The organism is Micromonospora sp. (assembly GCF_048594385.1).
Lineage (GTDB): Bacteria > Actinomycetota > Actinomycetes > Mycobacteriales > Micromonosporaceae > Micromonospora > Micromonospora wenchangensis.
In genome coordinates this window covers 1-23,224 of sequence record NZ_JBMDWU010000153.1, presented here as the reverse complement: position 1 = coordinate 23,224, position 23,224 = coordinate 1, and the positions used below count along the sequence as shown (strand labels likewise).

The window sequence follows — 23,224 nt, the reverse complement described above, 5'->3', positions numbered from 1 at the left end:
TGGGCCGGCGACCATCGACCGGGCCGGTGCCGATATCGAGCTGGTCTCGGTGGTCGCCCGGGAGTCCCGGCTGAACCGGGCGATCGAGGCGTACCCGGGGCACTTCGACTACGTGTTCATAGACTGCCCGCCCTCTCTCGGCCTGCTGACGGTCAACGCTCTGGTGGCCGCCCAGGAGGTGCTGATCCCGATCCAGTGCGAGTACTACGCGCTGGAGGGGCTGAACCAGTTGATAAACAACATCAATCTGGTACGCCAGCACCTGAACCCGAAGCTGGCCGTCTCCACGATCCTGCTCACCATGTACGACCGCCGTACCCGGCTGGCCGACGCCGTGGAACAGGACGTCCGTAACCACTTCGGTGACAAGGTCCTCCAGGCTGTCATCCCCCGCAACGTCCGCGTGTCGGAGGCCCCGAGCTACGGGCAGTCCGTGATGACCTACGATCCCGGATCGCGGGGGGCTACGAGTTACTTCGAGGCCGCCCAGGAGATCGCCGAGCGCGGTGCCAAGGAGCCGGTGAACCGGAATGCGTAGTGCGGACGAGTCGCTGGGAGGCGTCGTATGAAGAACCGTCCCCGGGGCGGTCTGGGTAGAGGGCTCGGTGCGCTGATCCCGACCGGGCCGGTGCAGGAGAGCAGTACGGCCACGGCGACCATGCCCGTGGAGGTCGACCCGGCGCGTCCGGTGATCGAAACGTCCGCCGATCCCGTGAGCCCGGCCCCGTCGATGCCCACCCCGACGGTCAGCGCACCGCCGCAGCCTGAGGAACCCCAACTCAGCCCGGTGCCCGGTGCGCGCTTCGCGGAGATCTCCGTCGACGCGATCGTGCCGAACCCCAAGCAACCCCGGCACGTCTTCGACGAGGAGGCGTTGGAGGAGCTGAAGACCTCCATCCAGGAGGTCGGCTTTCTCCAGCCGATCGTCGTACGTCAGCTCGACGGCGAGAAGTACGAACTCGTCATGGGCGAGCGGCGCTGGCGTGCCGCCCAGGCGGTCGGCCGGGAGAGCATCCCGGCGATCGTCCGGGAAACCAAGGACGACGCGATGCTCCGGGACGCGCTCCTGGAGAACATCCACCGGGCCAACCTCAACCCGCTGGAAGAGGCCGCCGCGTACCAGCAACTGCTGGAGGAGTTCGGCGCCACCCACGAGGAACTGGCCCGCCGGATCGGACGCAGCCGTCCGCAGATCTCGAACACGATCCGACTGCTGAACCTGCCCCCACAGGTCCAGCGGCGGGTGGCTGCCGGCGTGCTGTCGGCCGGTCACGCCCGGGCGCTGCTCAGCCTCGACGAGTCGGAGGCCCAGGAGCAGCTCGCCCTGCGCATCGTCGCCGAAGGACTCTCCGTACGGGCCACCGAGGAGATCGTCGCCCTGGCGCTCAGCGACGGCCCCACGAAGACGCCGGCTGCCAAGCGTCGCGCCAAGCCGCACGCCCCCGCGCTGACCGACCTGGCCGACCGGCTCTCCGACCGGTTCGACACCCGGGTGAAGGTGGACATCGGTCGGAGCAAGGGAAAGATCACGATCGAGTTCGCCACGGTGGACGATCTGGAACGGATCGTCGGCATCATCGGCGTCGGCGAGGAAGAGCAGGCGGAACCCGAGGACTGACGACCGTCCGGTACGCCGGTACGGCCTGTCCGCCAGCCTCCGCCGCCCAGTCTTCACTTTCGGCCGCGTACCCGCCCGGGTACGCGGCCGGTTGCTCGTCCCGGGGAGGTGTCAGGCCCGCGGCTGGACCGCCGGCGGCGCCGGCCGGTCCAGGAGGACACGGGACTCGGCGTGCGGTAGCCGGGGGTTCGGTCCCTCCATACCCCCCGCGCATGCGTCGGGCGGACCCTGGAACGACCTCGCCACCGCCGCCGCCGACAACAGTTGGTCCGTGGGCCAGCCTGGTGATGGGAGGCCTGAGAGATGGGACGTCGGGCGTTCCGGTTGGCGCGGACAGCGGATGGCGTCTGGTCAGAGGACCGCGTCCGGAGCGGTGTCCGGCCCGGCTGCTGTGGGGGACGCGGCGGCTTTTGGTAGACGACGCCCACGAGCCATGGTTGACCGCCCGGTTTCACGTGAAACCGGGGTTGGGCGGTGGTGCCCGGCGGGCTGAGACCGCACAGGGCATCGTGGGAATCATGCTCCGGTGAGGGGCCACCGGAGACGGTTGGAGCCGTCGGGCACGAGGGTGGTAGGCGCAGCGCCTTGGGTCGGCCCGATCCGGGGGTTGCCAGCGGGAAAGCCGCGACGGTCGCCCCACCCCTCGGGGGTTGCGGGCTGGCCGCTCAGATCGCCTGGATCACGATGGTCACCGCGACCCACAAGTGGGTCCGTCCGGGAGGTGCAGAGGCCGGCACGATTGATCTGAGGGCCGCTGGCGGCCGACTGTGTTCGGCGGGGCGTGGGGAGTGCGGCCAGACGTGTCCGACGCCGCAACGTTTCACGTGGAACAGGGGCCACCCGGGATGTATGACCGCCCGCCGCCCGCGCATCGCAGTCGATCCGGTGCCCCGATGTCGACGTCGGCTCTACGGACGTACATTCCCGCTCCGACCGGAACGGCACCCCGACCGCCCTTCGGTCCTCACGGCGGCTTCGTGCGAGCCCACTGCCAACGGTGGGCAGAATCTCGTGGCGGCGACACCTCCGCACGGGTGGTGCTCGAACCGTCAGAGGGCGGGGGATGCCGGGAGCCGGCTCGCACCACAGCGGCAGAGTGCCAGCCCATGCGACCGACCGCGCCGTCCGGGTGCTGTTTCACGTGAAACCCGTCGACCGGTTCACTACGGCTTCAGCACCACGGCCGTCGAAGCGAGGGGGGCGCGTTCGGCGTGGATGGCGAGCGGCTCCCACCACTAGCCATACCGGGTCGCCCTACCTCCCGGATGCGGACAGGGACCGCCCCGCGAGTCGACGATCCCAGGTGTCTGTCGGGGAAAAACGGCGGTCGCCCAGCAGCCCGGCGAACCCCTCGATCGTTGAAGAAGACGGACCCCTGGTTCCTGTGAACAGTGCTGTGGATGAAGCACCAGAGTTATCCACAGAAGTTTTCCACAGGCTGCATCCGTTTCACGTGAAACAGCGCGTCAGAACGCACGCCAGCCTGTGGATGACGGGGTGTGCTGGTGATCTCATCAGCCTGTGGACAACCGTCGTGACACCCCTCCGCACGCCCCTGCCGGTCGCCTCCCGTTGACCGAAATCCCCTCATGATCAGCGGCGTTCGGGGTAGGGACAGCGGTCCTCGTCTCGGTTATGGTCAGCGTCGTGCACGACACCCCTCCCCCCTCGGTTCCGGACTTCACCCAGTGGCCGTCGTTCCCCTTCGAAGGTGACCTCCGGGTCAAGCAGCTCGACGAGCCGGTAGCGGTCGAGCCTCCCCGCAAGGGCGAAGGGCTCCGGGAATGCATCGCCTGCAATGCGCCGGACGACGCGTACATCTGGGTGGGTGAACGCTGGCGGGTGCGGGCGATGGACCGTCCCACCGGCCTGCCGATGGTGCTCATCCTGGAGTCGCGGTCCCACCTCGACCTGGGCGACCTGCCCAACCTGCTCGCGGCCGAACTCGGGGTGATGACGGTTCGGCTGGAGCGCGCCATCCGCTCGCTGGACGGTGTCGCCCGGGTGCACGTGAACCGGTGGGGCGACGGGTCCGCCCACCTGCACATGTGGTTCCTGGCCCGGCCGTATGGTCGGCTTCAACTGCGCGGCACGTTCCTGTCGCTCTGGGACTCGATCCTGCCCCCGATCTCGGAATCCCGGTGGCGGGAAAACCTCGCGCACGTCGCGGCCTGGCTGGCCGAGTTCGGTGGACGCCCGCTCGCCGAGCCGCCGCGCATCCAGTGGCAGACGCCCTCCAGCATCGCCGCGCAGTCGTCGGCCGAGGCCGCGGCGGCAGCCGCCGAGGAGGCCGTCTCGGTGATCGAGTCGGCGGAGGAGACCCCACTCCCGGTCATGGAGAACGAGCCCACCCCGGACCTGTCCAGCACCGGGGCGGGAGCACTGGCCGACACCGTGGCGGAACACACGGCGTCGGGGGAAGGTGCGGCGGAAGTACCGAGCAACGGCACCCCGGGCGACGACCCCGACCCGGCGACGGGCCGGGACGCCGACGGTCAGTCAGCCGAGGCCACAGCCCAGCCGGACAGCATGTCCGAGAGTGCCGGTACCGATTCGGTGCCGAGTGACCCCGACGGTCCGGCGACGGACGCCACCGGGACCACCACGACCGACGAGCCGGCCGGAACCGGAAAGGCCGGCAGCGGAACCGTCACCCGGGACACCGTCCGACCCTGACGGACCGCCGGCCGAAAGCCGGCCGACAGCGGCGGGTCAGGAGCGGCGGGCGGCGGCCCGACCGACGAGCGTGCCGAGGACCTGGCCGAGGTCCAGCCCGGCCGCCTGGACCGCCAACGGCAGCAGCGACGTCTCCGTCATACCGGGTGAGACGTTGACCTCCAGCACGTGCGGCTGGCCGTCCCCGTCGACGATCAGGTCGACGCGGGACAGGTCACGCAGCCCGAGCGCGGTGTGCGCGGCCAGCGCCACCTGGGCCACCGCGCCGGCGACGGCCGGGTCGAGCCGGGCCGGCGCGTGCCAGGTGGTGCGGCCGGCGGTGTAGCGGGCCGCGTAGTCGTACACGCCGTTGCGGGGGACGATCTCCACCGGCGGCAGCGCCTGCGGTCCGTCGCCCAGGTCGAGCACGGACACCGCGACGTCCATCCCCGCCACGTACCGTTCGACCAGCGCCGTCGAGTCGTACGCGAAGCAGCCGACCATCGCGGCCGGGAGGGCGGCGGCGTCCTTGACCACGGCGGCGCCGAGGCCCGAACCGCCCTGCGTCGGCTTGACCATCAGCGGTAGCCCGAGCCGGTCCACGATCCGGTCGAGCACCGCCACCGCACCCAGCTCGGAGAAACGGTCGTGTGGCAGGGCCACCCAGTCGGGGGTGGGAATGCCGTTCTCCCGCAGCACCGCCTTCGCCGACGGCTTGTCCCAGGCCAGTCGGGCGGCCCGCGCGTCACAGCCGACGTAGGGCGCGTCGCAGAGGTCGAGCACGCCGCGCAGTGAACCGTCCTCGCCGGTCGCGCCGTGCAGGGCGATCACCACGGCGTCGGGCGGGTCGGCGGCCAGCGCGGGCAGCAACGCCACGTCGGCGTCCCGCAGCTCCGCCTCCACTCCGGCGCTGCGCAACGCGTCGAGGACCCGCCGGCCGGACCGCAGGGAGACGTCCCGCTCGTAGGACAGGCCGCCGGCGAGCACGAGCACGTGCAGGTCGGTGGCGGCGGAACCGGTCACGAGGGAGCGCTCGACGGGGGTGACAGCCATCCCGGAATCATGCCAAGTCGGGGCCGGGGACGTCCGGACCACCCCGTCGGCTCCCGGTCGGCGTGACCGCCCCGAAGACCTGCCGCATGGCCAGCTCCTGCTCCATCACCCGGGCCAGCCGGCGCACCCCCTCGCGGATCCGCTCCGGGGTGGGGAAGGAGAAGTTGAGCCGCATGTTGCCGGTGCCGGTGCCGTCGGCGTAGAAACCGGTCCCCGGCACGTAGGCGACCCGGGCGGCGATGGAACGCGGCACCATGGCCTTGGCGTCCAGCCCGTCGGGCAGGGTGGCCCAGACGAACAGCCCGCCGGTGGGCCTGGTCCAGGTGGTTCCCTCGGGCATCTGGTCGTGCAGCGCGCCGAGTAGCGCGTCCCGCCGCTCGCGGTAGATCTCCCGGTAGACCTTGAGCTGTTCGCGCCAGGGCATCGTCGACAGGTACGTCGAGACGGCGGCCTGCGCGAAGGCGCTGGGGCAGAGGATCTGCGCCTCGCTGGCGATGACCAGCTTGTCGCGGACGGCGTGCGGGGCGAGGATCCAGCCCACCCGTAGCCCGGGGGCGAAGGTCTTGGAGAAGGTGCTCAGGTAGAACACCCCGTCGCGGCGGCGGGCCCGCAGCGGCGCGGGCGCGTCGCCCTCGAAACCCAGCTGGCCGTACGGGTCGTCCTCGACCACCAGCAGGCCGGCCCGCTCGCAGATGTCGAGCACCCGTTCCCGCCGCTCGTCGCTCAGCGTCACGCCGGCCGGGTTCTGGTAGGTGGGGATGGTGTAGAGGAACTTGACCCGACGGCCGGCACGGGCCTGGTCGGCGATGGCCACCTCCAGGGCCTCCGGGATCAGCCCGTCGTCGTCCATCGGCACGTGTACGACCTGGGCCTGGGCGGCCTGGAACACCCCGAGTGCGCCGACGTACGTCGGACCCTCGGCGAGCACCACGTCACCCGGGTCGAGGAAGAGCCGGGCCACCAGGTCGAGCGCCTGCTGCCCGCCGACGGTGACCACCACGTCGTCGGGGGAGGCGCCGCAGGAGGCGTCGATGCCGGAGAGCGCCATCACCTCGCAGATCCGTTCGCGCAGCTCCAGGCTGCCCTGGCCGATGCCGTACTGGAGGGTGGTGGAACCGAACTCGGAGCCGAGCCTGCCGAGCATCTCGCCGACCGCGTCGAGCGGGAGCGCGGCGATGTAGGGTGCGCCACCGGCGAGCGAGACGACCTCCGGCCGGCTGGCGACCGCGAAGAGGGCCCGGATCTCCGAGGCGGTCATGCCCCGGACCCGCCGGGCGTACCGGTCGGTGTAGTCGTCGAGCGTCGTGCCGGTCATGACATCACCTCGATCGGGTGTCGGTCGGGCTCCCGCCCGCTGGGGTACCCGCGGTGCCGGCGACCATGGCGGCGCGGGACGCCGGTCGGCCGATCGTAGTCCCCGTTCGGCAGATTGCCGGTCACGATCCGGGTCGGGTCCACATCCCGGACGTCCCGTCCCCGTCCCGGGTGGCCATTCGCGCGTCCCCTCCCGTACGGTCGCCAGTCGGCGTACGATCGCTCGTCGGGGACGCAGCGGGCGATGCTGCCGCCGCGGGCTGGTCTCGCCTCCGAGCCTAAGTGTGGGGATGCTCTGATGTCGCGACGTCTGGTCAGTCTGACCCTGGACACCCTGGAAGACCTGCCTCGCCCGTGCCGGCAGTGCGTCTACTGGGAGCTGGACCCGGTCTCCGCCGAGCGGGCCTGCGCGAACGGCGACCCGGGGCTGGAGAAGGAGGCGTGGGTCTCCCAGACGCTCCTGGAGTGGGGTTCCTGCGGCAAGCTGGCGTACGTCGACGGGATGCCGGCCGGGTTCGTGATGTACGCGCCGCCGGCCTACGTACCCCGGTCGATGGCGTTTCCGACCTCGCCGGTCTCGGCGGACGCCGCGCTGCTGATGACCGCAAACGTGGTGCCGGCCTTCGCCGGGGGCGGGTTGGGCCGGATGCTGGTGCAGGGTGTCGCCCGGGACCTGACCAAGCGGGGCATCAAGGCGATCGAGGCGTTCGGCGACGCGAAGTTCGGTGACGAGCCGGACGACACCCGGGCCTGCGTCGCCCCGACCGACTTCTTCCTCTCGGTGGGCTTCAAGACGGTCCGCCCGCACCCCCGCTACCCGCGCCTGCGCCTGGAGCTGCGCACCGCGCTGAGCTGGAAGTCCGACGTCGAGTACGCGCTGGAGAAGCTGCTCGGCTCGATGAGCCCGGAGAGCCTGCTGCGGCCGGTGCGCCCCGCCCCGGCCACCCGCTCCAGCGCCGGCTGAGCGGGCCGCCGGCTCAGTCCCGGGCCGCGCCGGCCGCCACCACCGCGCGGAGCGCGCTGACGTCGATCGAGCCGGTCGGCACGTCCCGTTCGACGGGGAAGAACATCCGCTGTACGGCCGCCACGAGCGCCTCGACGATCCGGTCCCGGAACCGCGGGTCGACCAGCCGGGCCCGGTCCTGCGGCGAGGTCAGGTAGCCCACCTCGACCCGTACGGCGGGCATCCTGGTCAGCCGCAGCAGGTCCCACGCCTTGGCGTGGGTACGGCAGTCGCGCAGCCCGGTCCGCGCCACGATCTCCCGCTGTACCAGCCCGGCGAGTCGTTCCCCGGTGGCCGAGGTGACGCCGTTGTCGGTGCCGTAGTGGTAGGTGGCGACCCCGTCGGCGGCCGGGTTGACGTGACCGTCGGTGTGCAGCGAGATGAACGCGTCGGCACCGAGGGAGTTGGCCAGCTCCGCCCGGTCGATGTCCGGCAGGCAGGTACGGGGCGCGGGGCCCCGGGTCAGCTGCACCCGGACGCCGGCCGCGGCGAGCCGCCCCTCCAGCCGGCTGGCCAGGTCGTGCACCAGGTCCGCCTCGGTCCAGCGCAGCGTCCCGTCGGGCACCACCACTCCCGGGTCGGTGCCGCCGTGGCCGGGGTCGATGACGACGGTGCGCCCGACCAGGGTCGGCCCGGACTGCCGGATCGCGTCGGATTCGCGCAGCCACTGGGGGCGTCCGCCGACCACCTTGCGGCCGAGCCGGCGCAGCGCGCCCATCGTGTACGGCCCGCAGGAGCCGTCCGGTTTCAGCCCCACCTCACGCTGGAACTGCGCCACCGCCCGCGAGGTGCGTACGCCGTAGACGGCGTCGGCGCCGCCGACGTCGTACCCCATCTCCAGTAGGCGTTCCTGCAGCGACCGGACGTCCTCGCCGATCAGCGGGTCGGGCACCGCGTGGTAGAGGGTGCGGGCGCCGAGCCGCCAGCGGGCGGCGTCCAGGGCCCGCCAGGTCTCGGCACCGACCCGCCCGTCCGCGCTGAGCCCACGGGACTGCTGGAAGGCCCGGACGGCCCGTTCGGTGGCGGCGTCGAACTCGTCGCCGGGCGCGGCGAGAAGGTCCAGGCCGGTCAGGACGGCACGGATCTCGGTCACTGCCGGTCCACGGTCACCGGGTCGGATCGGACGCACGCAGGACCCCCTCAGAGGTTGGCTGCCGGGCACCTTCGATGACGGCCACGCTTGCGCGTCCGGTAGGACCAGCGCTTACGGAGCGTACCGTGACCGGTTGCCGCCGGCCGGGGGTTCGTGCAGGTCAGGGCCCGGAACGGCCGGAACCCCGCACCCGGTGGGGTGCGGGGTTCCCGGTGGGGTGCGGGGTTACAGCGCCGACTCGATCAGCCGGACCAGTTCGCCCTTCGGCTTGGCACCGGCGATCGACTGCACCGGCTCGCCGTTCTTGAAGATGGTGAGGGTCGGCACGGACATCACCCGGTAGGCGCGGGCGGTCTCCGGGTTCTCGTCGATGTTGAGCTTGACGATGGTGACCTGGCCGGCCATCTCGCCGGCGATCTCCTCCAGCAGCGGCGAGACCTTGCGGCACGGCCCGCACCACTCGGCCCAGAAGTCCACCAGGACCGGCTTGTCGGACTTGAGCACGTCAGCGGTGAAACTGGCGTCGGTGACGACCTTGGTCGCTCCCACTATGACCCTCCTTCTCAGTTGTGGTGTTGCAGTCGTTCAGCTCAGGGTGGCGATGAACCGCTCGGCGTCGAGGGCGGCGGCACAGCCGGTACCGGCGGCGGTGATCGCCTGCCGGTAGGTGTGGTCGACCACGTCACCGGCGGCGAAGACGCCCGGCACGCTGGTGCGGGTGCTCGGCGACTGCACCTTCACGTAACCCTCGTCGTCCAGCTCGACCTGGTCGCGGAAGAGTTCGCTGCGCGGGTCGTGGCCGATCGCCACGAACACGCCCGTCACGTCGAGCACCTTGACGTCGCCGGTGTGCACGTTGCGGACCCGGACACCGGTGACCTTGCCGTCGGCGCCGAGCACCTCCTCGACGGTGCTGTTCCACTCCACCCGGATCTTGTCGTTGCTCAGCGCGCGGTCGGCCATGATCTTGCTGGCCCGGAACGAGTCGCGCCGGTGGATGATCGTGACCGACTCGGCGAACCGGGTGAGGAAGCTGGCCTCCTCCATCGCGGAGTCGCCGCCGCCGACCACCACGATGTGCTGGTTGCGGAAGAAGAACCCGTCACAGGTGGCGCAGGACGACACGCCGTGCCCCAGGTACTCCTGCTCACCCGGCACGCCCAGCGGACGCCAGGCCGAGCCGGTGGAGAGGATGACGGCCTTCGCCCGGTAGGCGGTCTGCCCGACCCACACGGTGCTGACCGCGTCGGAACCGGTGTCGCCGGTGTCCTTCAGCTCGACCCGGGTGACGTCGTCGGTCAGGAACTCCGCACCGAACCGCTCGGCCTGCTTGCGCATGTTGTCCATCAGCTCGGGGCCGAGGATGCCGTCGGCGAAACCGGGGAAGTTCTCCACCTCGGTCGTGGTCATCAACGCACCGCCGGACTGCACACCCTCGATCACGAGTGGCTTGAGGTTGGCGCGTGCGGCGTAGACCGCCGCCGTGTACCCGGCCGGCCCGGAGCCGATGATGATCAGGTTGCGGACCTCGTCCACTGCCGTCTCCCGATGTGTGTGTACGACATCGGCGGCGCACCGACGTCGATCCGAGCGCCGACGGTTCAACGACGTCGGCGGCTGACTTGCAGAACGTCATCGTACGAACCGGGGATTCCCGGACCGGTCGTCCGGTGGGTCACGTCACGCGATGCGGGACGAGCGGTGACCGGGACCTCACCCTACCCGCGACTGGTAGCGGGTGTCCGCGCCGGACCCCGGCACACCGCACTCCGCGCCGCTCACCCACGCCCACCGCGCCCCGGTGGAATCGGCGAAGTGGACGACCAGCGCCGGCTCACCGTTGAACGTGGCGTAGTCGACCACCTCGACGGTGAGCGGCCCACGCTGGTGCGCGGACGCGATGTCGGCGAGGCAGGCGTCGAGCGCCGTCCGCCCGGTCAGCCGGTCCAGCCCGGCGGGCGCGGCGAGCCGTTTGCTCTCCGGCGCGCCGGGGCTGATCTGGGTGGTGACCCCAGGTTCGTCACCGGGTTGGAGGCCCGGCGGGGTGACGGGTTGGACCATCGGGGCCGCCGTGGTGCCCCGCAGCGTCGACGGGGACCAGTCGACGCCGCTGCGCCGGGTCTCACCGCTGAACCGGAACCCACCCTCCGCGCGCTCCTGCGCCGGGCCGGCCAGCGAGGTGGCCGCGTCCCGGTCGGTGGTGCCGTCGACCAGGTGGGCGACGCCGAAACCCACAGCCGCCAGCGACGCCGCGGCGAGGGTGACCGGCCCGGCCAGCCGCGCCCAGCGTCGCCGCCGACCGGGGCCCGACGGATCGGCACGCCCCTCGTCGGGACGACCGCCGGGGGTACGCCGACCGCCCGGCTGCGTCGGCACCGGCCCGGCTGCCCGGACCGGCCGGACGTCGCCCGGTGCGGCCCGGCGGGGCGTCGCGTCGTCGGCGGCGGGCGGGTCGGCGGCCGGACCGGCACCGGCGAGTACGGCGGTGAGCCGCTCCACCACGGCCAGCGGCATCTCCGGTGCGGCGGCGCCCCAACCGGCCAACGCGTCGTGCACCCGGGCCACGGCGGGCGTCAGGACGGCGTACGCGTCGGCCCAGGCCGGGTCCTCGGTCACCAGGCGGGCGACGACGGTGTGCTCCGGGGTGCCGTCCAGTGCCCCGCCCACGTAGTCGGCGAGCAGGTCGTGGTCGACCTCCCTGAACTCCCGGCCGGTCACGGCTCCTCCTGGATGGCGTCCCGCCGGGCCTGCCCCGACCCCGATCGGACGTCGCTGGCCGGCTGCCGGTTCCCGGGTGTGACGTCGGGAACGTCCCGACCCGTCCGGCGGGACCCGTCCGCCGTGGCCGACCCGACCGGGGGGTGGTCCCCGCCGGTGCGCAGGTGCCCCAACACGCCGGCCAGCCGGGCCCGGCCCCGGGCGCACCGGCTCTTCACCGTGCCCTCGGCCACGCCGAGGATCCGGGCGACCTCGGCGACCGGGTAGCCCTGCACGTCCACCAGGATCAGCGCGGCCCGCTGCTCGACCGGCAACCCGGCCAGCGCCTGGCGTACCACCAGGGCGGTGTCGTGGTCGGTGGCCGGGGCTGCCGGTTCGACGCCACCGGTCCCCCGGACGTCGTCGGTGTGGTTGCCGTCGGGCAGCGGGACGGTGGGGTGCGCCTGCCGGCGGCGGAGCCGGTCCAGGCAGGCGTTGACCACGATCCGGTGCAGCCAGGTGGTGACGGCGGAGTCGCCCCGGAACCGGCCGGCGGCGCGGTGGGCGGAGAGCAGCGCGTCCTGGAGGGCGTCGGCCGCCTCCTCCCGGTCGCCCGTGGTCCGCAGGGCCACCGCCCAGAGCCGGTCGCGGTGCCTGTGGAACAGTTCGGTGAAGGCGTCCCGGTCACCGGCGACGTGGGCGCGGAGCAGGTCCAGGTCGGTGGTCTCGGGGTGCGACACCACGATCGACGCCGGCCCACCGGTCGCCGGGTCGGGTGACTGCCCGCCGCGACCGACCATCACCACGTCCGGCGGAGGCGGTGACGGGGTCGCGGCCGGCGGATCACGATCCCTGGACCGAGATCTCCTGGACGCCCAGCTTGAAGCCCCGCTCGGTGGAGGGCAGCTCGGTGATCCAGAAGAGCAGGTACTGGTATTTCTGCTCGGGGTCGAAACCGTCGAAGGCCATCTTGGTGCCGTCGTGCTGCTCGAACGGCTGGCCGATCCGGGTCTTGAAGCCCTTGACCAGGTCCTTGTCGCCCTGCGAGGTGGACGGGAAGTCGCCGTTGCCGGTGAACAGCGCGGCGGAGACGCCGGAGTCCGACAGGGTGGCGGTGAGCGACTTGACCGTGTGCGGGGCACCGAGGTCGATCCAGACCCCCATGCCCTTCTTGTAGTTGCTGAAGTTGGCCGAGTAGTAGGTGTCGGTCTCCCAACCCTTGTCCTCGTCGCCGTCCATCATCTTCTCGGCGTCGTCCAGCTCGTTGCGCTGCCGGCTGTCCGGGTCGATGATCCGGATGTCCTGGATGGCGAGCTTGCGCACCACGGGGGCCGGGGTGGCGTCGCCGGCCGGCGCGCTGTTGGAGGGGCGGGCCACCGGCTCGGTCTCGGGGCTGTCGTCGCCGCCCAGGGTGGTGATGCCGATGAGCAGGCCGACGAGGGCGACCGCCAGCAGCCCGGCGATGCCGATCGCGACCTTCCGGCCGCCCGCGGCGGCCAGCGGTGAACGGTCCTCGACGCCGTCGGCGGTGAACCGGATGGTGCCGGTCTGGTCGAGGAAGTGGTCCTCGGCGGGGATGTCGAGGCGACCCAGCTCGGCGGAGAGCACGTCCGACGACGGCGGGGCGATCTCGGCGTCGAGCAGGTCCATCGTCAGGTCGTCGAGGTACGCCGGCACGCCGGCCCGGACCTGCCGGGGGGCGGCGATGGCGCCGCTGGCGTCGCGGACGGCGTCCGGGATGGCGGCCCGGCCGTGGCCGGCGGTCGCGCCGCGCAGCGGGGCCTCGGCGTGCGGCCAGTGCCCGGTGAGGGCGAAGTAGAGGACGCCACCCACCGCGCGGATGTCGGCTTCCTGGCTGTCGTCGCCGTCGGTGCGGGCGTCGGCCAGGACCACCCGGCCGTCGTCGCTGATCATCACGGTGCCGGGGTGCACGTTGCCGTGGACCATCCCGGTGGCGTGCACGGCGGCGAGGGCGCTGGCGACCGCGTTGCCGACGGCGGTGGCCCGGGCCGGGTCCATCGGCCCTTCGGCGACCAGCTCACGCAGGGAGCGACCGTCGACCCACTCCCGGACGACGTACGCCCGGACGTCCTCGTCGATCGCGTCGTAGACGCCGACCAGGTTGGGGTGGATGACCCGGCTGGCCGCCACGGCGGCCTGGAGCATCTCGGTGGCCGAGTCGCCGCCGGGGTAGCGGAGCACCACCGCCACGGGCCGGCGCAGGATGACGTCGACCCCCCGCCAGACCAGGCGCCCGGCACTGTCGTTGTTGATGTGCTCGACCAGCTCGTACCGCTCGGCGAGGATCTCACCGGCCGTGGGAGCACCGAAGGTCATGACCGGAGGAGCAGTTTCCTCCGCCTCCTGACCCTCGCCGACCTGGGTCACCCGTCCTCCCTCGGTGATCGTGTCGATCGATGGACCCGCGCTGCTGGGCATGTGGCTTCCCGCTCCGCCGTCGCTGGAACCGACCGGCGGCGTCGACTCGGGCGTCGGCCACCTGCCGTGTCCGTCGACAGCGACCTTACCCGGACCGCCCGTCATACCGACATGTCATCTTCCCGCCGTGCTCGACGGCCTGTCGCATATGGGGTGGAAAGTCCGTTTAACGCCACTCTCTCCCACGTTGCTGACACATGTACTGGCCAATCTAGACGCCCGTCGCAAACCGTCGACCTCCGGGCCGACCCACCGGGAACGATCCGGTGTCGGCAGGTCTGGTTCCCGCCGAACGGTCGTACATGCTCAGCCTTACGGTTGGTTATCCACAGCCCTTTACGGTGACTGAGCGGGCAATCACCAAGTTATCCACAGGCGTGTCCCCAGGCTGGTGATCCTCGTTCACCCTGCGTGTCCCCTGCCCGGCCGCGGGCTGGCCGGCGGCTCAGCGGCCGAGCCGCCGGCGCACCATCGCGACCACCTCGGTGATCTCGCCGATCCGCAGCACCATCGCCAGGCCCAGGTACGTCCCGCCGATCACCGCCCCGCCGAGCACCAGCCGCACCGCCGCCGCCAGCCGGCTCAGGTTCTCCGGGTCGCCGGGCAGCAGGTTGACCACCAGCAGGCCGACCAGCGCCGCGCCGAGCGCCGCCACCAGCACCTTGCCCATGGTCCGCATGATCCGGCCCAGCCCGATCCGGCCCACCCGGGGCCGCAGCAGCATCGCCGAGAGCACCGCCGCCGCCACGTACGAGATGGCGTTGCCGAGCATCATGCCGGCCGCCGCGAAGGTGGCCGAGAAGGTGACGAAGACCCCGATCTGCACGGCCACCCGCAGGATCACCACCGGGATGTTGACCAGCGCCGGGGTACGGGTGTCCGGCAACGCGTAGAAGGCGAAGGTGAACAGCTGGCTGATCGCGAACGGCACCAGGCCCAGCGCGGCGACCAGCAGCACCAGCGAGGTGGCCAGCGCGTTGTCACCGTTGAACGCGCCGTACTGGAAGACCACCACGGAGACCGGGCCGGCCAGCACCGCGTAGCAGACCGCGATCGGCGCGAGCACCGCCGTCACCATCCGGGTGCCCCGGGACAGGTCGGCGGTGACGTCGGTGAACCGGCCCTCGGCGGCGGCGGCGCTCATCCGGGGCATCAGCGCCGTGATGATCGAGACGGCGATGATGCCGTGCGCCATCATCAGCAGCAGGAAGACGTTGTTGTAGATCAGCAGGCCGGCGTTGCTCTCGTCGCCACCGGCGGCCCGGGTGAGCAGGTTGACCACCACGAACAGGCCGAGCTGGTTGACCGCGACGTAGCAGAACATCCAGCCACCGAGCCGGGCCAGCTCACGCAGCCCCAGCTCGCGGAAGTCGAACCGCAGCTTCCACCGGAACCCGACCTTGCGCAGCGCCGGCAGCAGCCCGGCCGCCTGCACCGCCACGCCGAGCAGGGTGCCCCCGCCGACCAGCAGGACGCGCTCCCAGCCGATGTCCTCCGGGCCCAGCGCCCGCGCGCCGTACACCGCGATGTAGAGGCCGAACGTGCCGATGACGACCAGGTTGTTCAGGATCGGCGCCCACATCGGCGCGGCGAAGTGCCCCCGGGTGTTCAGCACCGCCGCGATCAACGCGCTGACGCCGGTGAAGAACAGCATCGGCAGCATCAGATAGGACAGGTTGGTGACCAGGCTCGTGTACGCCGCGTTCTTGCCGCCGGCGTAGAGCGTGGTCAGGGTCGAGGCCAGCAGCAGGGCCAGCACCACGGTGACCGCGAGGGCCAGCACCGCGAGGGTCAGCAGCCGCTGGGCGTACGCCTCGCCCCGGTCCGGGTCGGCCTTGCTGCGGCGTACCAGCACCGGGATCAGCACGCTGGTCAGCACGCCGCCGAGCAGGAACTCGTACACCTGGTTGGGCAGGAACTGGGCGGTGGTGAACGCGTCACCGACGGCGCTGCCCAGCGCGGCGCCGATCATCAGGTTCCGGATGAAGCCGGTGCCCCGGCTGACCAGGCTGCCGACCGCCATCACCGCGCTGTTCGCCGCCGCGCTGGTCTCGGCGACCACCTCCTGCGGCGGCGCGGTCGCCTCCACCCCCGGCTGGTTCAACGGCTCGGCGGAGATGAAGGTCGCCCCGTCGTACGGCCGGGGACCGTCACCCCCCTGCGCGGCGTTCGCGCTGCGGTAGAGCCCGCCGCTCATCTCCAGCCTCCCGGGGGTACGTCGGAGCCGGCACCGGTCCGCACGTCCATGACCATAGTCAACCCGTACCCGACACCCGCGCCCGGCGGATCGGTTCCCGTCCCCGCCCGATAGGCTGGCGATCCCATGTCCGAAGCCTCCACACCCCACGCCGCCGCACGCCGTGAACTCACCACCGTGCAGCGCAACGCCGTCGCCGAACTGCTCCGCGTCTCCCCGGTCGCCGACGAACTGGGCCGCCGGTTCGCCCGCGCCGGGCACGAACTGCACCTGGTGGGTGGGTCCGTCCGTGACGCCCTGCTCGGTCGGCTCGGCGACGACCTGGACTTCTGCACCGACGCCCACCCCGAGCAGACGCTACGGATCGTCCGGGGCTGGGCCGAGTCGATCTGGGAGACCGGTCGGGAGTTCGGCACCATCGGCTGCCAGCGCGACGGCCTCCGACTGGAGGTCACCACCTTCCGCGCGGAGGCGTACGACCAGGTCAGCCGCAACCCCGTCGTCGAATACGGCACGAACCTCACCGACGACCTGAAGCGGCGGGACTTCACCGTCAACGCGATGGCGGTCAGCCTCCCCGACCACCGGTTCACCGACCCGTACGGCGGGCTGGACGACCTGGCCGCGAAGATCATCCGTACTCCCGGCACGCCCGCCGAGTCGTTCGGCGACGACCCGCTGCGGATGCTGCGGGCCGCCCGGTTCGCCGCTCAGCTCTGCTTCGCCGTCCACCCCGACGTGCGGGCGGCGATGGTGGCGATGGCCGCCGACCTGGACCGGATCACCGCCGAGCGGGTCCGCGACGAGTTCACCAAGCTGCTGTGCGGCACCGACCCGATCACCGGGCTGCGGCTGCTCGTCGACACCGGGCTGGCCGACCGGTTCCTGCCCGAGCTGACCGGCCTCAAGCTGACCATCGACGAGCACGCCCAGCACAAGGACGTCTACGAGCACACCCTGACCGTGGTGAGCAACGCGGTGTCGTACGAGACGGGCGGCTGCGACTTCGTGCTGCGGATGGCCGCGCTCATGCACGACGTCGGCAAGCCGGCCACCAAGGCGGTCGGTCCGGACGGTCGGGTCAGCTTCCACCACCACGAGGTGGTCGGTGCCCGGCTGACCAAGAACCGGATGAAGGCGCTGCGCTACCCGAAGGACGTCACCTCCCAGGTCACCAAGCTGGTCGGCCTGCACCTGCGGTTCTACGGCTACGGCCGGGGCGAGTGGACCGACTCGGCCGTGCGTCGGTACGTCACCGACGCCGGTGACCTGGTGGACCGGCTGCACAAGCTGACCCGCTCCGACTGCACCACCCGCAACCGGCGTAAGGCGGCCCAGCTCGCCGCCGACTACGACGCGCTGGAGGAACGGATCACCCGGATCGCCGCCGAGGAGGACCTGGCGCGGGTCCGGCCCGACCTGGACGGCAACGCGATCATGGAACTGCTCGGGGTGCCGCCGGGCCCGGTGGTCGGCCGGGCCTGGCAGCACCTCAAGGAACTGCGGCTTGAACGCGGCCCGCTCGACCGCGACGAGGCCGAGGCGGAACTGCGGCGCTGGGCCGCCGAGCAGGGCCTGAGCTGACCTGAACGACGCGAGGGGCCGCCCGGCGCACGCCGGACGGCCCCTCGTCGCGCGTACGGTCAGCGGGTTTCGACCGCGCTGCCCTCGACCGGCGGCTTGCCGTTGGCCGGGGACCCGGACGACGCCGCGCCGAGCTTGGCGAGCAGGCCGGCGAGGTCGATGCCGGTGAGGTCGGAGCCGAGCTGGAGGCCCTGGGCCACGTTGCCGGCCACCGACTTGGTCAGCGACGACGCCCCGTCGGTCGAGATCACCGTCAGCTTGTCGATCGCGCCGATCGGGGCGCTGGCCGCCTCGACCACCTGCGGCAGCATCTTGACCAGCAGGTCGAGCACGGCGGCCTCACCGTACGCGGCGAACGCCTCGGCCTTGCGGGCCATCGCGTCGGCCTCGGCCTGACCCCGGGCCAGGATGGCCGTGGCCTCGGCCTGGCCCTCCCGCTCGACCGCCTCGGCGATCGCGGACCGCCGCCGCTGCTCGGCCTCACCCTCCTTGGCGCCCTCGATGGCGTTGGCCTCGGCCAGCGCCGCCCGGCGGGCCCGCTCGCCCTCACCGGTGAGCCGGGCCTGCTCGGCGGCGGCCTGGGCGGCCGCGATGGTGGCCTGCCGCTGGGCGTCGGCGTTCAGCACCGCCGCGTTGCGTGACGCCTCCGCCTCCTGCTCCACCTTGTACCGGGCCGCGTCGGCCGGCTTGCGCACCTCGGTGTCGAGCTGACGCTGCTTGAGTTCGGCGTTGCGCTCGGCGACCTTCTGCTGCTCGGAGAGGATCGCCTGGTCCCGCTCGGCCTGGGCGAGCGGCCCGGCCGCCGCCGACTTCGCCTTCGCCGCGTCGATCTCGGCCTGGATGCCGGCCTGCTTCAGCGACAGGTTCCGGTTCGCCTCGGCGATCGCCTCCTCGGCCAGCAGCCGCTCCTGCTCGGCCTGCTGCCGGGCGCGGGCCTCGGCGATGGCCGCGTCCTTGAGCACCCGGGCCGCCTCCGGCCGCCCCAGATCCTGCAGGTACGACCCCTCGGCCAGGATGTCCTGGAGCTGGAAGGTGTCCAGCACCAGCCCCTGGTTGGTCATCGAGTGCTCGGCCTCCTCGGCGACCGCGTTGGCGAACGCCGCCCGGTCCCGGATGACCTCCTCGACGGTGAGCCGGCCGACGATGGAGCGCAGCGCGCCGGCCAGCACCTCCCGGGTGAAGTTGTCGATCTCGTCCTGCTGGTGCAGGAACCGCTGGGCGGCGGCGCGGATCGCGTCCTCGGTGCCGCCGACCTTGACGATGGCGACACCGTGCAGGTCGGCCCGGATGCCCTGCTTGCTGACCGCGCCCCGGATGCCGACGTCGATGCGGCGGCTGGACAGGTCGAGCGACTGGAGCTTCTGCACCACCGGCAGGACGAAGACCGACGCGCCGAGGACGACCTTCTGGCCGGAGTTGTCGGTGGACCGGCCGCCGTCGGCGGTCTGCGTGGTCCGACCCTTGCGGCCGGTGACGATGAACGCCTCGTTGGGCCCGGCGACCTTGATCCGGGAGAGCACGAACAACACGAGGACGAGGGCGAGGACGACCGCGCCGCCGATGGCGATGAGGAGAGGCATGGTGGTTCCGTCTCTGCGAGAAGAGGGGTCAGTAGGTCTCGACGTGCACGCTGGTCTCGCTCAGCGTCTGCACCACGAAGATCTGCGCACCGAGCGGGATGGGCCGGTCGGCGCGGGCGTTGAGTTTCACGGGTTGACCGGCGACGCGTACCCGGACCTCGCCGTAGCCGGCGGCCGGGATCGGGGTGACCACCAGGCCGAGCGCGCCGACCAGGTCGTCGCGGGTGGGGGTGGCGTCGGTGCGCATGTCGCGCGCCGCCCGGCTCAGCCGCCCCGCCAGCCACGCGGTGGGCACCGCGGCGAGCGCGCCGCCGCCGACGGCCGCCGCGATCATCCCGGGGGTACCCCCACCGAGCAGTTCGTTGACGATGGCCGCGCCGAAGCCGAACGCGCCGAGGAAACCGGCGACCGCCTCGACGGAGACCGGACCGTCGACGTCGGGATGACCGAAATGCAGGAGCTCGCCGCCGAGCAGGGCGAGTGCCAGCACACCGACGCCCGCCCCACCGATGATCAGAAAGATGAGCGTCCCCGTGGCCACGACCTGCACGGTAGCGACCCGGCGCAACGTCCCGCATGATCAGTTGGGGGCGACGGACACCGTCCGTTCGGCCAACTCCCTCGGCAGCGGCAACCGTTGCAGCTCGTGTCCGGCGGGGTCGGCGAGCACGACGTCCCGGTAACCACCCGGCCGCCGGTAGAGCAGCCGGTCGTCGCCGACCCAGGCGACCTCGGCCACCGGCAGCGTGCCGAGCACCGCACCGGTGACCGCGTCGACCAGCAACGGCTCCCGCTGTCCCTGGACCACCACCCGGGTTCCGTCGGGCGACCAGGACCACGGGCCGGCCGGGTCGCCGGGGATCTTCACGAACCGGGTCGGCCGCCCGTCGTCGGCGGAGAAGAACTGCACTCCCCAACGCGGATGGCGGCTGCTCTCGGACTGTGGCGCGAAGCTGTCGGTCAGTGGCAACGTCACCTCCCGGCCGTCCCGGGTCCAGGTGAAGGCGCAGTGGTCGGTGCAGCGGTACCTGACCGGGTCGATCCGGTACTCCCGGTACCGCCCGCCGACCTCCAGCACGCCGAGGTGGTTCACCCCGTCCCGCCGGACGGTCACCGCCAACCGGCGGCCGTCCGGCGACCACTGGACGTCCAGCGCACCCCGGGCCCGCTGCCAGCGCAGCTTCCCGGTGGCCGCGTCGGCGAGACCGAGCTGGCCGGGGCGCTGCTCGTCCCGCACGGCGGTGACCGTGCCGGTGGGGGCCGGCCACACCTCGGCGTATCCGCCGGCACGGACGTAGCGGGACCGGGTGCGGTCCAGCACGTACCCGGTGCCGCCGGTCACGCCGCCGGTGACCACCCAGCCACCGGGCAGCGCCAACGGCCGGGCCGACCAGTCGGCACCGGGGGTGGGCAGCAGCGTCGTGCCGGGGGTGGGGCTCGGCGTGGGTCGCACCGGTTGGACCGGGCGCTCCGGCCGGAGCAGCACGAACGGCACCACCAGCGCCACCACCGCCACCACCGCCGTGCCGACCACCGCGACCCGGCGTCGGGTACGCAGCCGACGGCCCCGGGCCAGCGCCGCCAGGGCCAGCCGGGGCGACGGCCGCGCCTCCTCGGCGAGATCGCGTACGGCGGCCCGCAGCGCGTCCTCCGCCCGTCGGCTCATCGCTTCACCTCCGGGCTGCCGATGAGATCGTCGAAGGACGGCACCAGCTCCCGCAGCCGGGCCAGCGCGCGGGAGGCCTGGCTGGCCACCGTGCCGGCCCGGCAGCCGAGGATCGCGGCGGTCTGCTCGACACTGAGGTCCTCCAGGTAGCGCAGCGTCAACACCGCCCGTTGCCGGGGCGGCAGCGTCCGGAGCGCGTCGCGCAACAGCATCCGTAGCTCGCTGTCGTGGCTGCTGTTGCGCTCGCCGGGCCGTTCCGGCAGCACCGCCACCGGGACCTCGCGTCGCCGGGCCAGCCGTCGCCAGCCGGAGACCTGGTCGTGGTAGAGGATCCGGCGTACGTACGGCTCGGCGTCACCCCGGATCCGGGGCCACCGGGCGTACGCCTTGGCCAGCGCGTTCTGCAGCAGGTCCTCGGCGGCGTGCTGGCTGCCCGCCAGCGCGTACGCGACGCGCAGCAGCGCCTCCCCCCGTTCGTTGACGAACGCGGTGAACTCCCCGTCGGTGCCTTCGGTCACCGCTCACCTCCGTACCGAAGACGCTCGGCGGCGGGAAAACCTTGCCCCGTCCACGGGTGTTTCGTCGCCGTCGGCCTCCGTGGGATGGTCGGCGAAGGTCCGGCTGGTCCGCCGTGGTGGTCCGATCCCGCGCCCTCCCCGGACCCGGCCCCCGCTCCCGGTGCCGGCCGGGACGGGGAGAATGGTCGGCATGCGCTGGACCGTGCTCGACTCGCCGATCGGGGAATTCTCCGTCGCCACCGACGGGACGGCGGTCTGCGGCACGCACTTCGGCCGGGTCGCCTCGGCCGACGACGAGCCCGCCGACGGGCTGGCCGGCCGGGCGGTCGCGGAACTGCGGGCGTACTTCGCCGGTGAGCTGACCGGGTTCACCGTGCCGGTGACGGTGCCGCGCGGGTCCGAGTTCGAGCGCGCCGTCTGGCAGGAGATGACCCGCATCCCGTACGGGGAGACGCTCACCTACGGCGAGGTGGCCCGGCGGGTCGGCGACCCCGGCGCCGCACGTGCGGTCGGGGTGGCCTGCAACCGCAACCCGGTCCCGGTGATCGTGCCCTGCCACCGGATCGTCGGCGCGGGCGGCAAGCTGGTCGGCTTCGGCGGTGGCCTGCCCCGCAAGGTGACCCTGCTGGAGTTGGAGGCGCGGGTGGCGCTGCGCCGCGCCTGGTCGTGACGGTCAGATCGCCGATCAGCGCGGCAGAACCGGGTGGGCGTGGACGGCGGTGTTTTTCGGTTTTTCTGAGCGGCCGGCGGCAGCGGGACGAGGTGCGGGGCCGGGAGCGCGTGCCGGGCGTGGGGCGCTTGGGCGATCGCCGTCGGACAACCGTGGTCCCCTGGCTCGGATGGTGGTCGGCCAGCCGGGCACGAGCCCGTCAACGGTTGATGAATTCCCAGCTCACAGCTATCTGGCGAGTTTTTCGGCTGGCCTGCCCGAATAGCAGAACCCGCCTGTGTCGCCTCTCGAACAATCATCATGTTGTTCCCGGAAGCAATTTTCTGGGCTGCGTGATGACTCAGTCCGGCATTGAGATTAGGCGAGTGGGGGGAGCAAGATCGGAGGTGCGGGCGGGAGTTCGACGACGGTGTTCCGTCGGATCCGACTTCCTGCGCCGAATCTTCCAACGAACCAACGCGCGACGTGACATCGTCGTGCCGGCAAGGAGTTCCGACATGTCTTCTCGACACCAGCTGGATGGCGGCCGTCCGCGGCGGCGTGGGACCGACGAGGGTGCCCTGGTGGCCGTTCTGCTGGCCATGCTGATGATCTATTCGGCGCTGGTGATGCGCGACGGCGGGTCCTGGCGGGTGGCGGTCGCCATGCCGGCGATCCTCGGGATCGTCGCGGTCCAGATGGCCCGCTGGACGTCGCAGACCTGGGGCCGCAGCCATCAGCGGACGCTGCACCGGCTGTTCGACATCCTGGGCGCGGAGACCGGCCCCGGAGGGCGGGACGTCGCAGAACCGGCGGGTCGATCCGACGGACAGACTCCCGAAGGCCGGTGACGGTCGTCCTACGCACGCAGGAAGGTCAGAACGAGAGTGCACAGCCCGGCGGCACCGCCGACCGAACACGGAACAACCAAGAGGACAGGCCGGCCGCTGAATCCGGTGGTGGGCTTCGGCCCGGCCGCCCGACTCGCTCAGCAGCTGCGTGACGCGTACCTGGCCGCTGGTGAGCCGCCCATGAAACGCGTGGCGCGCATGGGCGACGTGAGCACGAGTACGTTATCGGAGAACCTCAGTGGTCGGAGGATCCCCACGCCGCATGTGTTGGACGCCTTCCTCGTCGGTATCGGCGTCACCGACGAGG

At 72.1% G+C, this 23,224-nt stretch carries 21 protein-coding genes; 8 read left to right on the top strand and 13 right to left on the bottom strand.

The window, feature by feature from the left end; translation table 11 throughout:
• The 3 genes from ACOJTC_RS07815 to ACOJTC_RS07805 all read left to right on the top strand — a co-directional run.
• On the top strand, nt 1–538 hold a 538-nt coding region (locus tag ACOJTC_RS07815; RefSeq protein ID WP_420116334.1), incomplete at its 5' end, for a ParA family protein.
• Nucleotides 539–565: 27 nt separating this feature from the next.
• Complete coding sequence (locus tag ACOJTC_RS07810) at nt 566–1,618, top strand: ParB/RepB/Spo0J family partition protein (RefSeq protein ID WP_204925519.1); 1,053 nt, start codon at nt 566–568, stop codon at nt 1,616–1,618.
• Between the two features lie 1,875 nt (nt 1,619–3,493).
• Nucleotides 3,494–4,294 (top strand): hypothetical protein, encoded by an 801-nt coding sequence (locus ACOJTC_RS07805; protein ID WP_420116336.1) that lies wholly within the window; start codon nt 3,494–3,496, stop codon nt 4,292–4,294.
• A 36-nt stretch (nt 4,295–4,330) separates the two neighbouring features.
• Here ACOJTC_RS07805 and ACOJTC_RS07800 read toward each other — a convergent pair whose 3' ends face one another.
• Together ACOJTC_RS07800 and ACOJTC_RS07795 are read right to left on the bottom strand one after the other, a co-directional pair.
• Nucleotides 4,331–5,326 carry a D-alanine--D-alanine ligase family protein gene (locus ACOJTC_RS07800; RefSeq protein WP_420116333.1) on the bottom strand — a complete coding sequence of 332 codons (996 nt, stop codon included), beginning with the start codon at nt 5,324–5,326 and terminating at the stop codon, nt 4,331–4,333.
• A 7-nt stretch (nt 5,327–5,333) separates the two neighbouring features.
• Nucleotides 5,334–6,641: a PLP-dependent aminotransferase family protein gene (locus ACOJTC_RS07795; protein ID WP_204925517.1), complete on the bottom strand. Its 1,308-nt coding sequence runs from the start codon at nt 6,639–6,641 to the stop codon at nt 5,334–5,336.
• Nucleotides 6,642–6,938: 297 nt separating this feature from the next.
• Between ACOJTC_RS07795 and ACOJTC_RS07790 the strand changes: the two genes are divergently transcribed.
• On the top strand, nt 6,939–7,604 hold the full coding sequence (locus ACOJTC_RS07790; protein WP_088643653.1) for a GNAT family N-acetyltransferase: 666 nt from the start codon (nt 6,939–6,941) through the stop codon (nt 7,602–7,604).
• A 13-nt stretch (nt 7,605–7,617) separates the two neighbouring features.
• Here ACOJTC_RS07790 and ACOJTC_RS07785 read toward each other — a convergent pair whose 3' ends face one another.
• The 7 genes from ACOJTC_RS07785 to murJ form a co-directional block, all read right to left on the bottom strand.
• A complete protein-coding gene (locus ACOJTC_RS07785; protein WP_420116332.1) occupies nt 7,618–8,772 on the bottom strand; it encodes an N-acetylmuramoyl-L-alanine amidase in 1,155 nt (384 codons plus the stop codon).
• Nucleotides 8,773–8,961: 189 nt separating this feature from the next.
• Nucleotides 8,962–9,285: a thioredoxin gene (trxA, locus tag ACOJTC_RS07780; RefSeq protein ID WP_088643651.1), complete on the bottom strand. Its 324-nt coding sequence runs from the start codon at nt 9,283–9,285 to the stop codon at nt 8,962–8,964.
• 36 nt (nt 9,286–9,321) lie between these two features.
• Nucleotides 9,322–10,272 (bottom strand): thioredoxin-disulfide reductase, encoded by a 951-nt coding sequence (gene trxB / locus ACOJTC_RS07775; RefSeq protein WP_204925515.1) that lies wholly within the window; start codon nt 10,270–10,272, stop codon nt 9,322–9,324.
• 177 nt (nt 10,273–10,449) lie between these two features.
• Nucleotides 10,450–11,454, bottom strand: a complete 1,005-nt coding sequence (locus ACOJTC_RS07770; protein WP_420116331.1) for a hypothetical protein — start codon at nt 11,452–11,454, stop codon at nt 10,450–10,452.
• A complete protein-coding gene (sigM, locus tag ACOJTC_RS07765) occupies nt 11,451–12,233 on the bottom strand; it encodes an RNA polymerase sigma factor SigM (RefSeq protein WP_420116330.1) in 783 nt (260 codons plus the stop codon). The genes ACOJTC_RS07770 and sigM overlap by 4 nt, the downstream gene beginning before the upstream one ends.
• A gap of 43 nt (nt 12,234–12,276) precedes the next feature.
• Nucleotides 12,277–13,872: a protein kinase family protein gene (locus ACOJTC_RS07760; protein ID WP_357924799.1), complete on the bottom strand. Its 1,596-nt coding sequence runs from the start codon at nt 13,870–13,872 to the stop codon at nt 12,277–12,279.
• Nucleotides 13,873–14,317: 445 nt separating this feature from the next.
• Nucleotides 14,318–15,895 carry a murein biosynthesis integral membrane protein MurJ gene (gene murJ / locus ACOJTC_RS07755; RefSeq protein ID WP_420116335.1) on the bottom strand — a complete coding sequence of 526 codons (1,578 nt, stop codon included), beginning with the start codon at nt 15,893–15,895 and terminating at the stop codon, nt 14,318–14,320.
• Nucleotides 15,896–16,195: 300 nt separating this feature from the next.
• Here murJ and ACOJTC_RS07750 point away from each other — a divergent pair, with 300 nt between their 5' ends.
• A complete protein-coding gene (locus tag ACOJTC_RS07750; protein ID WP_420116329.1) occupies nt 16,196–17,653 on the top strand; it encodes a CCA tRNA nucleotidyltransferase in 1,458 nt (485 codons plus the stop codon).
• Nucleotides 17,654–17,712: 59 nt separating this feature from the next.
• Here the strand turns inward: ACOJTC_RS07750 and ACOJTC_RS07745 are convergent, their stop codons facing one another.
• The 4 genes from ACOJTC_RS07745 to ACOJTC_RS07730 are packed head-to-tail and all read right to left on the bottom strand — an operon-like array spanning nt 17,713 to nt 21,417.
• Complete coding sequence (locus ACOJTC_RS07745; RefSeq protein WP_420116328.1) at nt 17,713–19,233, bottom strand: flotillin family protein; 1,521 nt, start codon at nt 19,231–19,233, stop codon at nt 17,713–17,715.
• 28 nt (nt 19,234–19,261) lie between these two features.
• Nucleotides 19,262–19,783: a hypothetical protein gene (locus ACOJTC_RS07740; protein WP_307826197.1), complete on the bottom strand. Its 522-nt coding sequence runs from the start codon at nt 19,781–19,783 to the stop codon at nt 19,262–19,264.
• Between the two features lie 30 nt (nt 19,784–19,813).
• Entirely contained in the window at nt 19,814–20,899 is a 1,086-nt protein-coding gene (locus ACOJTC_RS07735) for a hypothetical protein (protein ID WP_420116327.1), read from the bottom strand.
• A complete protein-coding gene (locus ACOJTC_RS07730) occupies nt 20,896–21,417 on the bottom strand; it encodes a SigE family RNA polymerase sigma factor (protein WP_420116326.1) in 522 nt (173 codons plus the stop codon). Before ACOJTC_RS07730 ends, ACOJTC_RS07735 begins: the two co-directional genes overlap by 4 nt.
• Nucleotides 21,418–21,607: 190 nt before the next feature.
• Here ACOJTC_RS07730 and ACOJTC_RS07725 point away from each other — a divergent pair, with 190 nt between their 5' ends.
• The 3 genes from ACOJTC_RS07725 to ACOJTC_RS07715 form a co-directional block, all read left to right on the top strand.
• Nucleotides 21,608–22,087, top strand: a complete 480-nt coding sequence (locus ACOJTC_RS07725) for a methylated-DNA--[protein]-cysteine S-methyltransferase (RefSeq protein ID WP_420116325.1) — start codon at nt 21,608–21,610, stop codon at nt 22,085–22,087.
• 563 nt (nt 22,088–22,650) lie between these two features.
• Nucleotides 22,651–22,917, top strand: a complete 267-nt coding sequence (locus tag ACOJTC_RS07720; protein WP_420116324.1) for a hypothetical protein — start codon at nt 22,651–22,653, stop codon at nt 22,915–22,917.
• Nucleotides 22,918–22,953: 36 nt separating this feature from the next.
• Nucleotides 22,954–23,224: hypothetical protein (locus ACOJTC_RS07715; RefSeq protein ID WP_420116323.1), on the top strand; the 271-nt coding region annotated here is incomplete at its 3' end.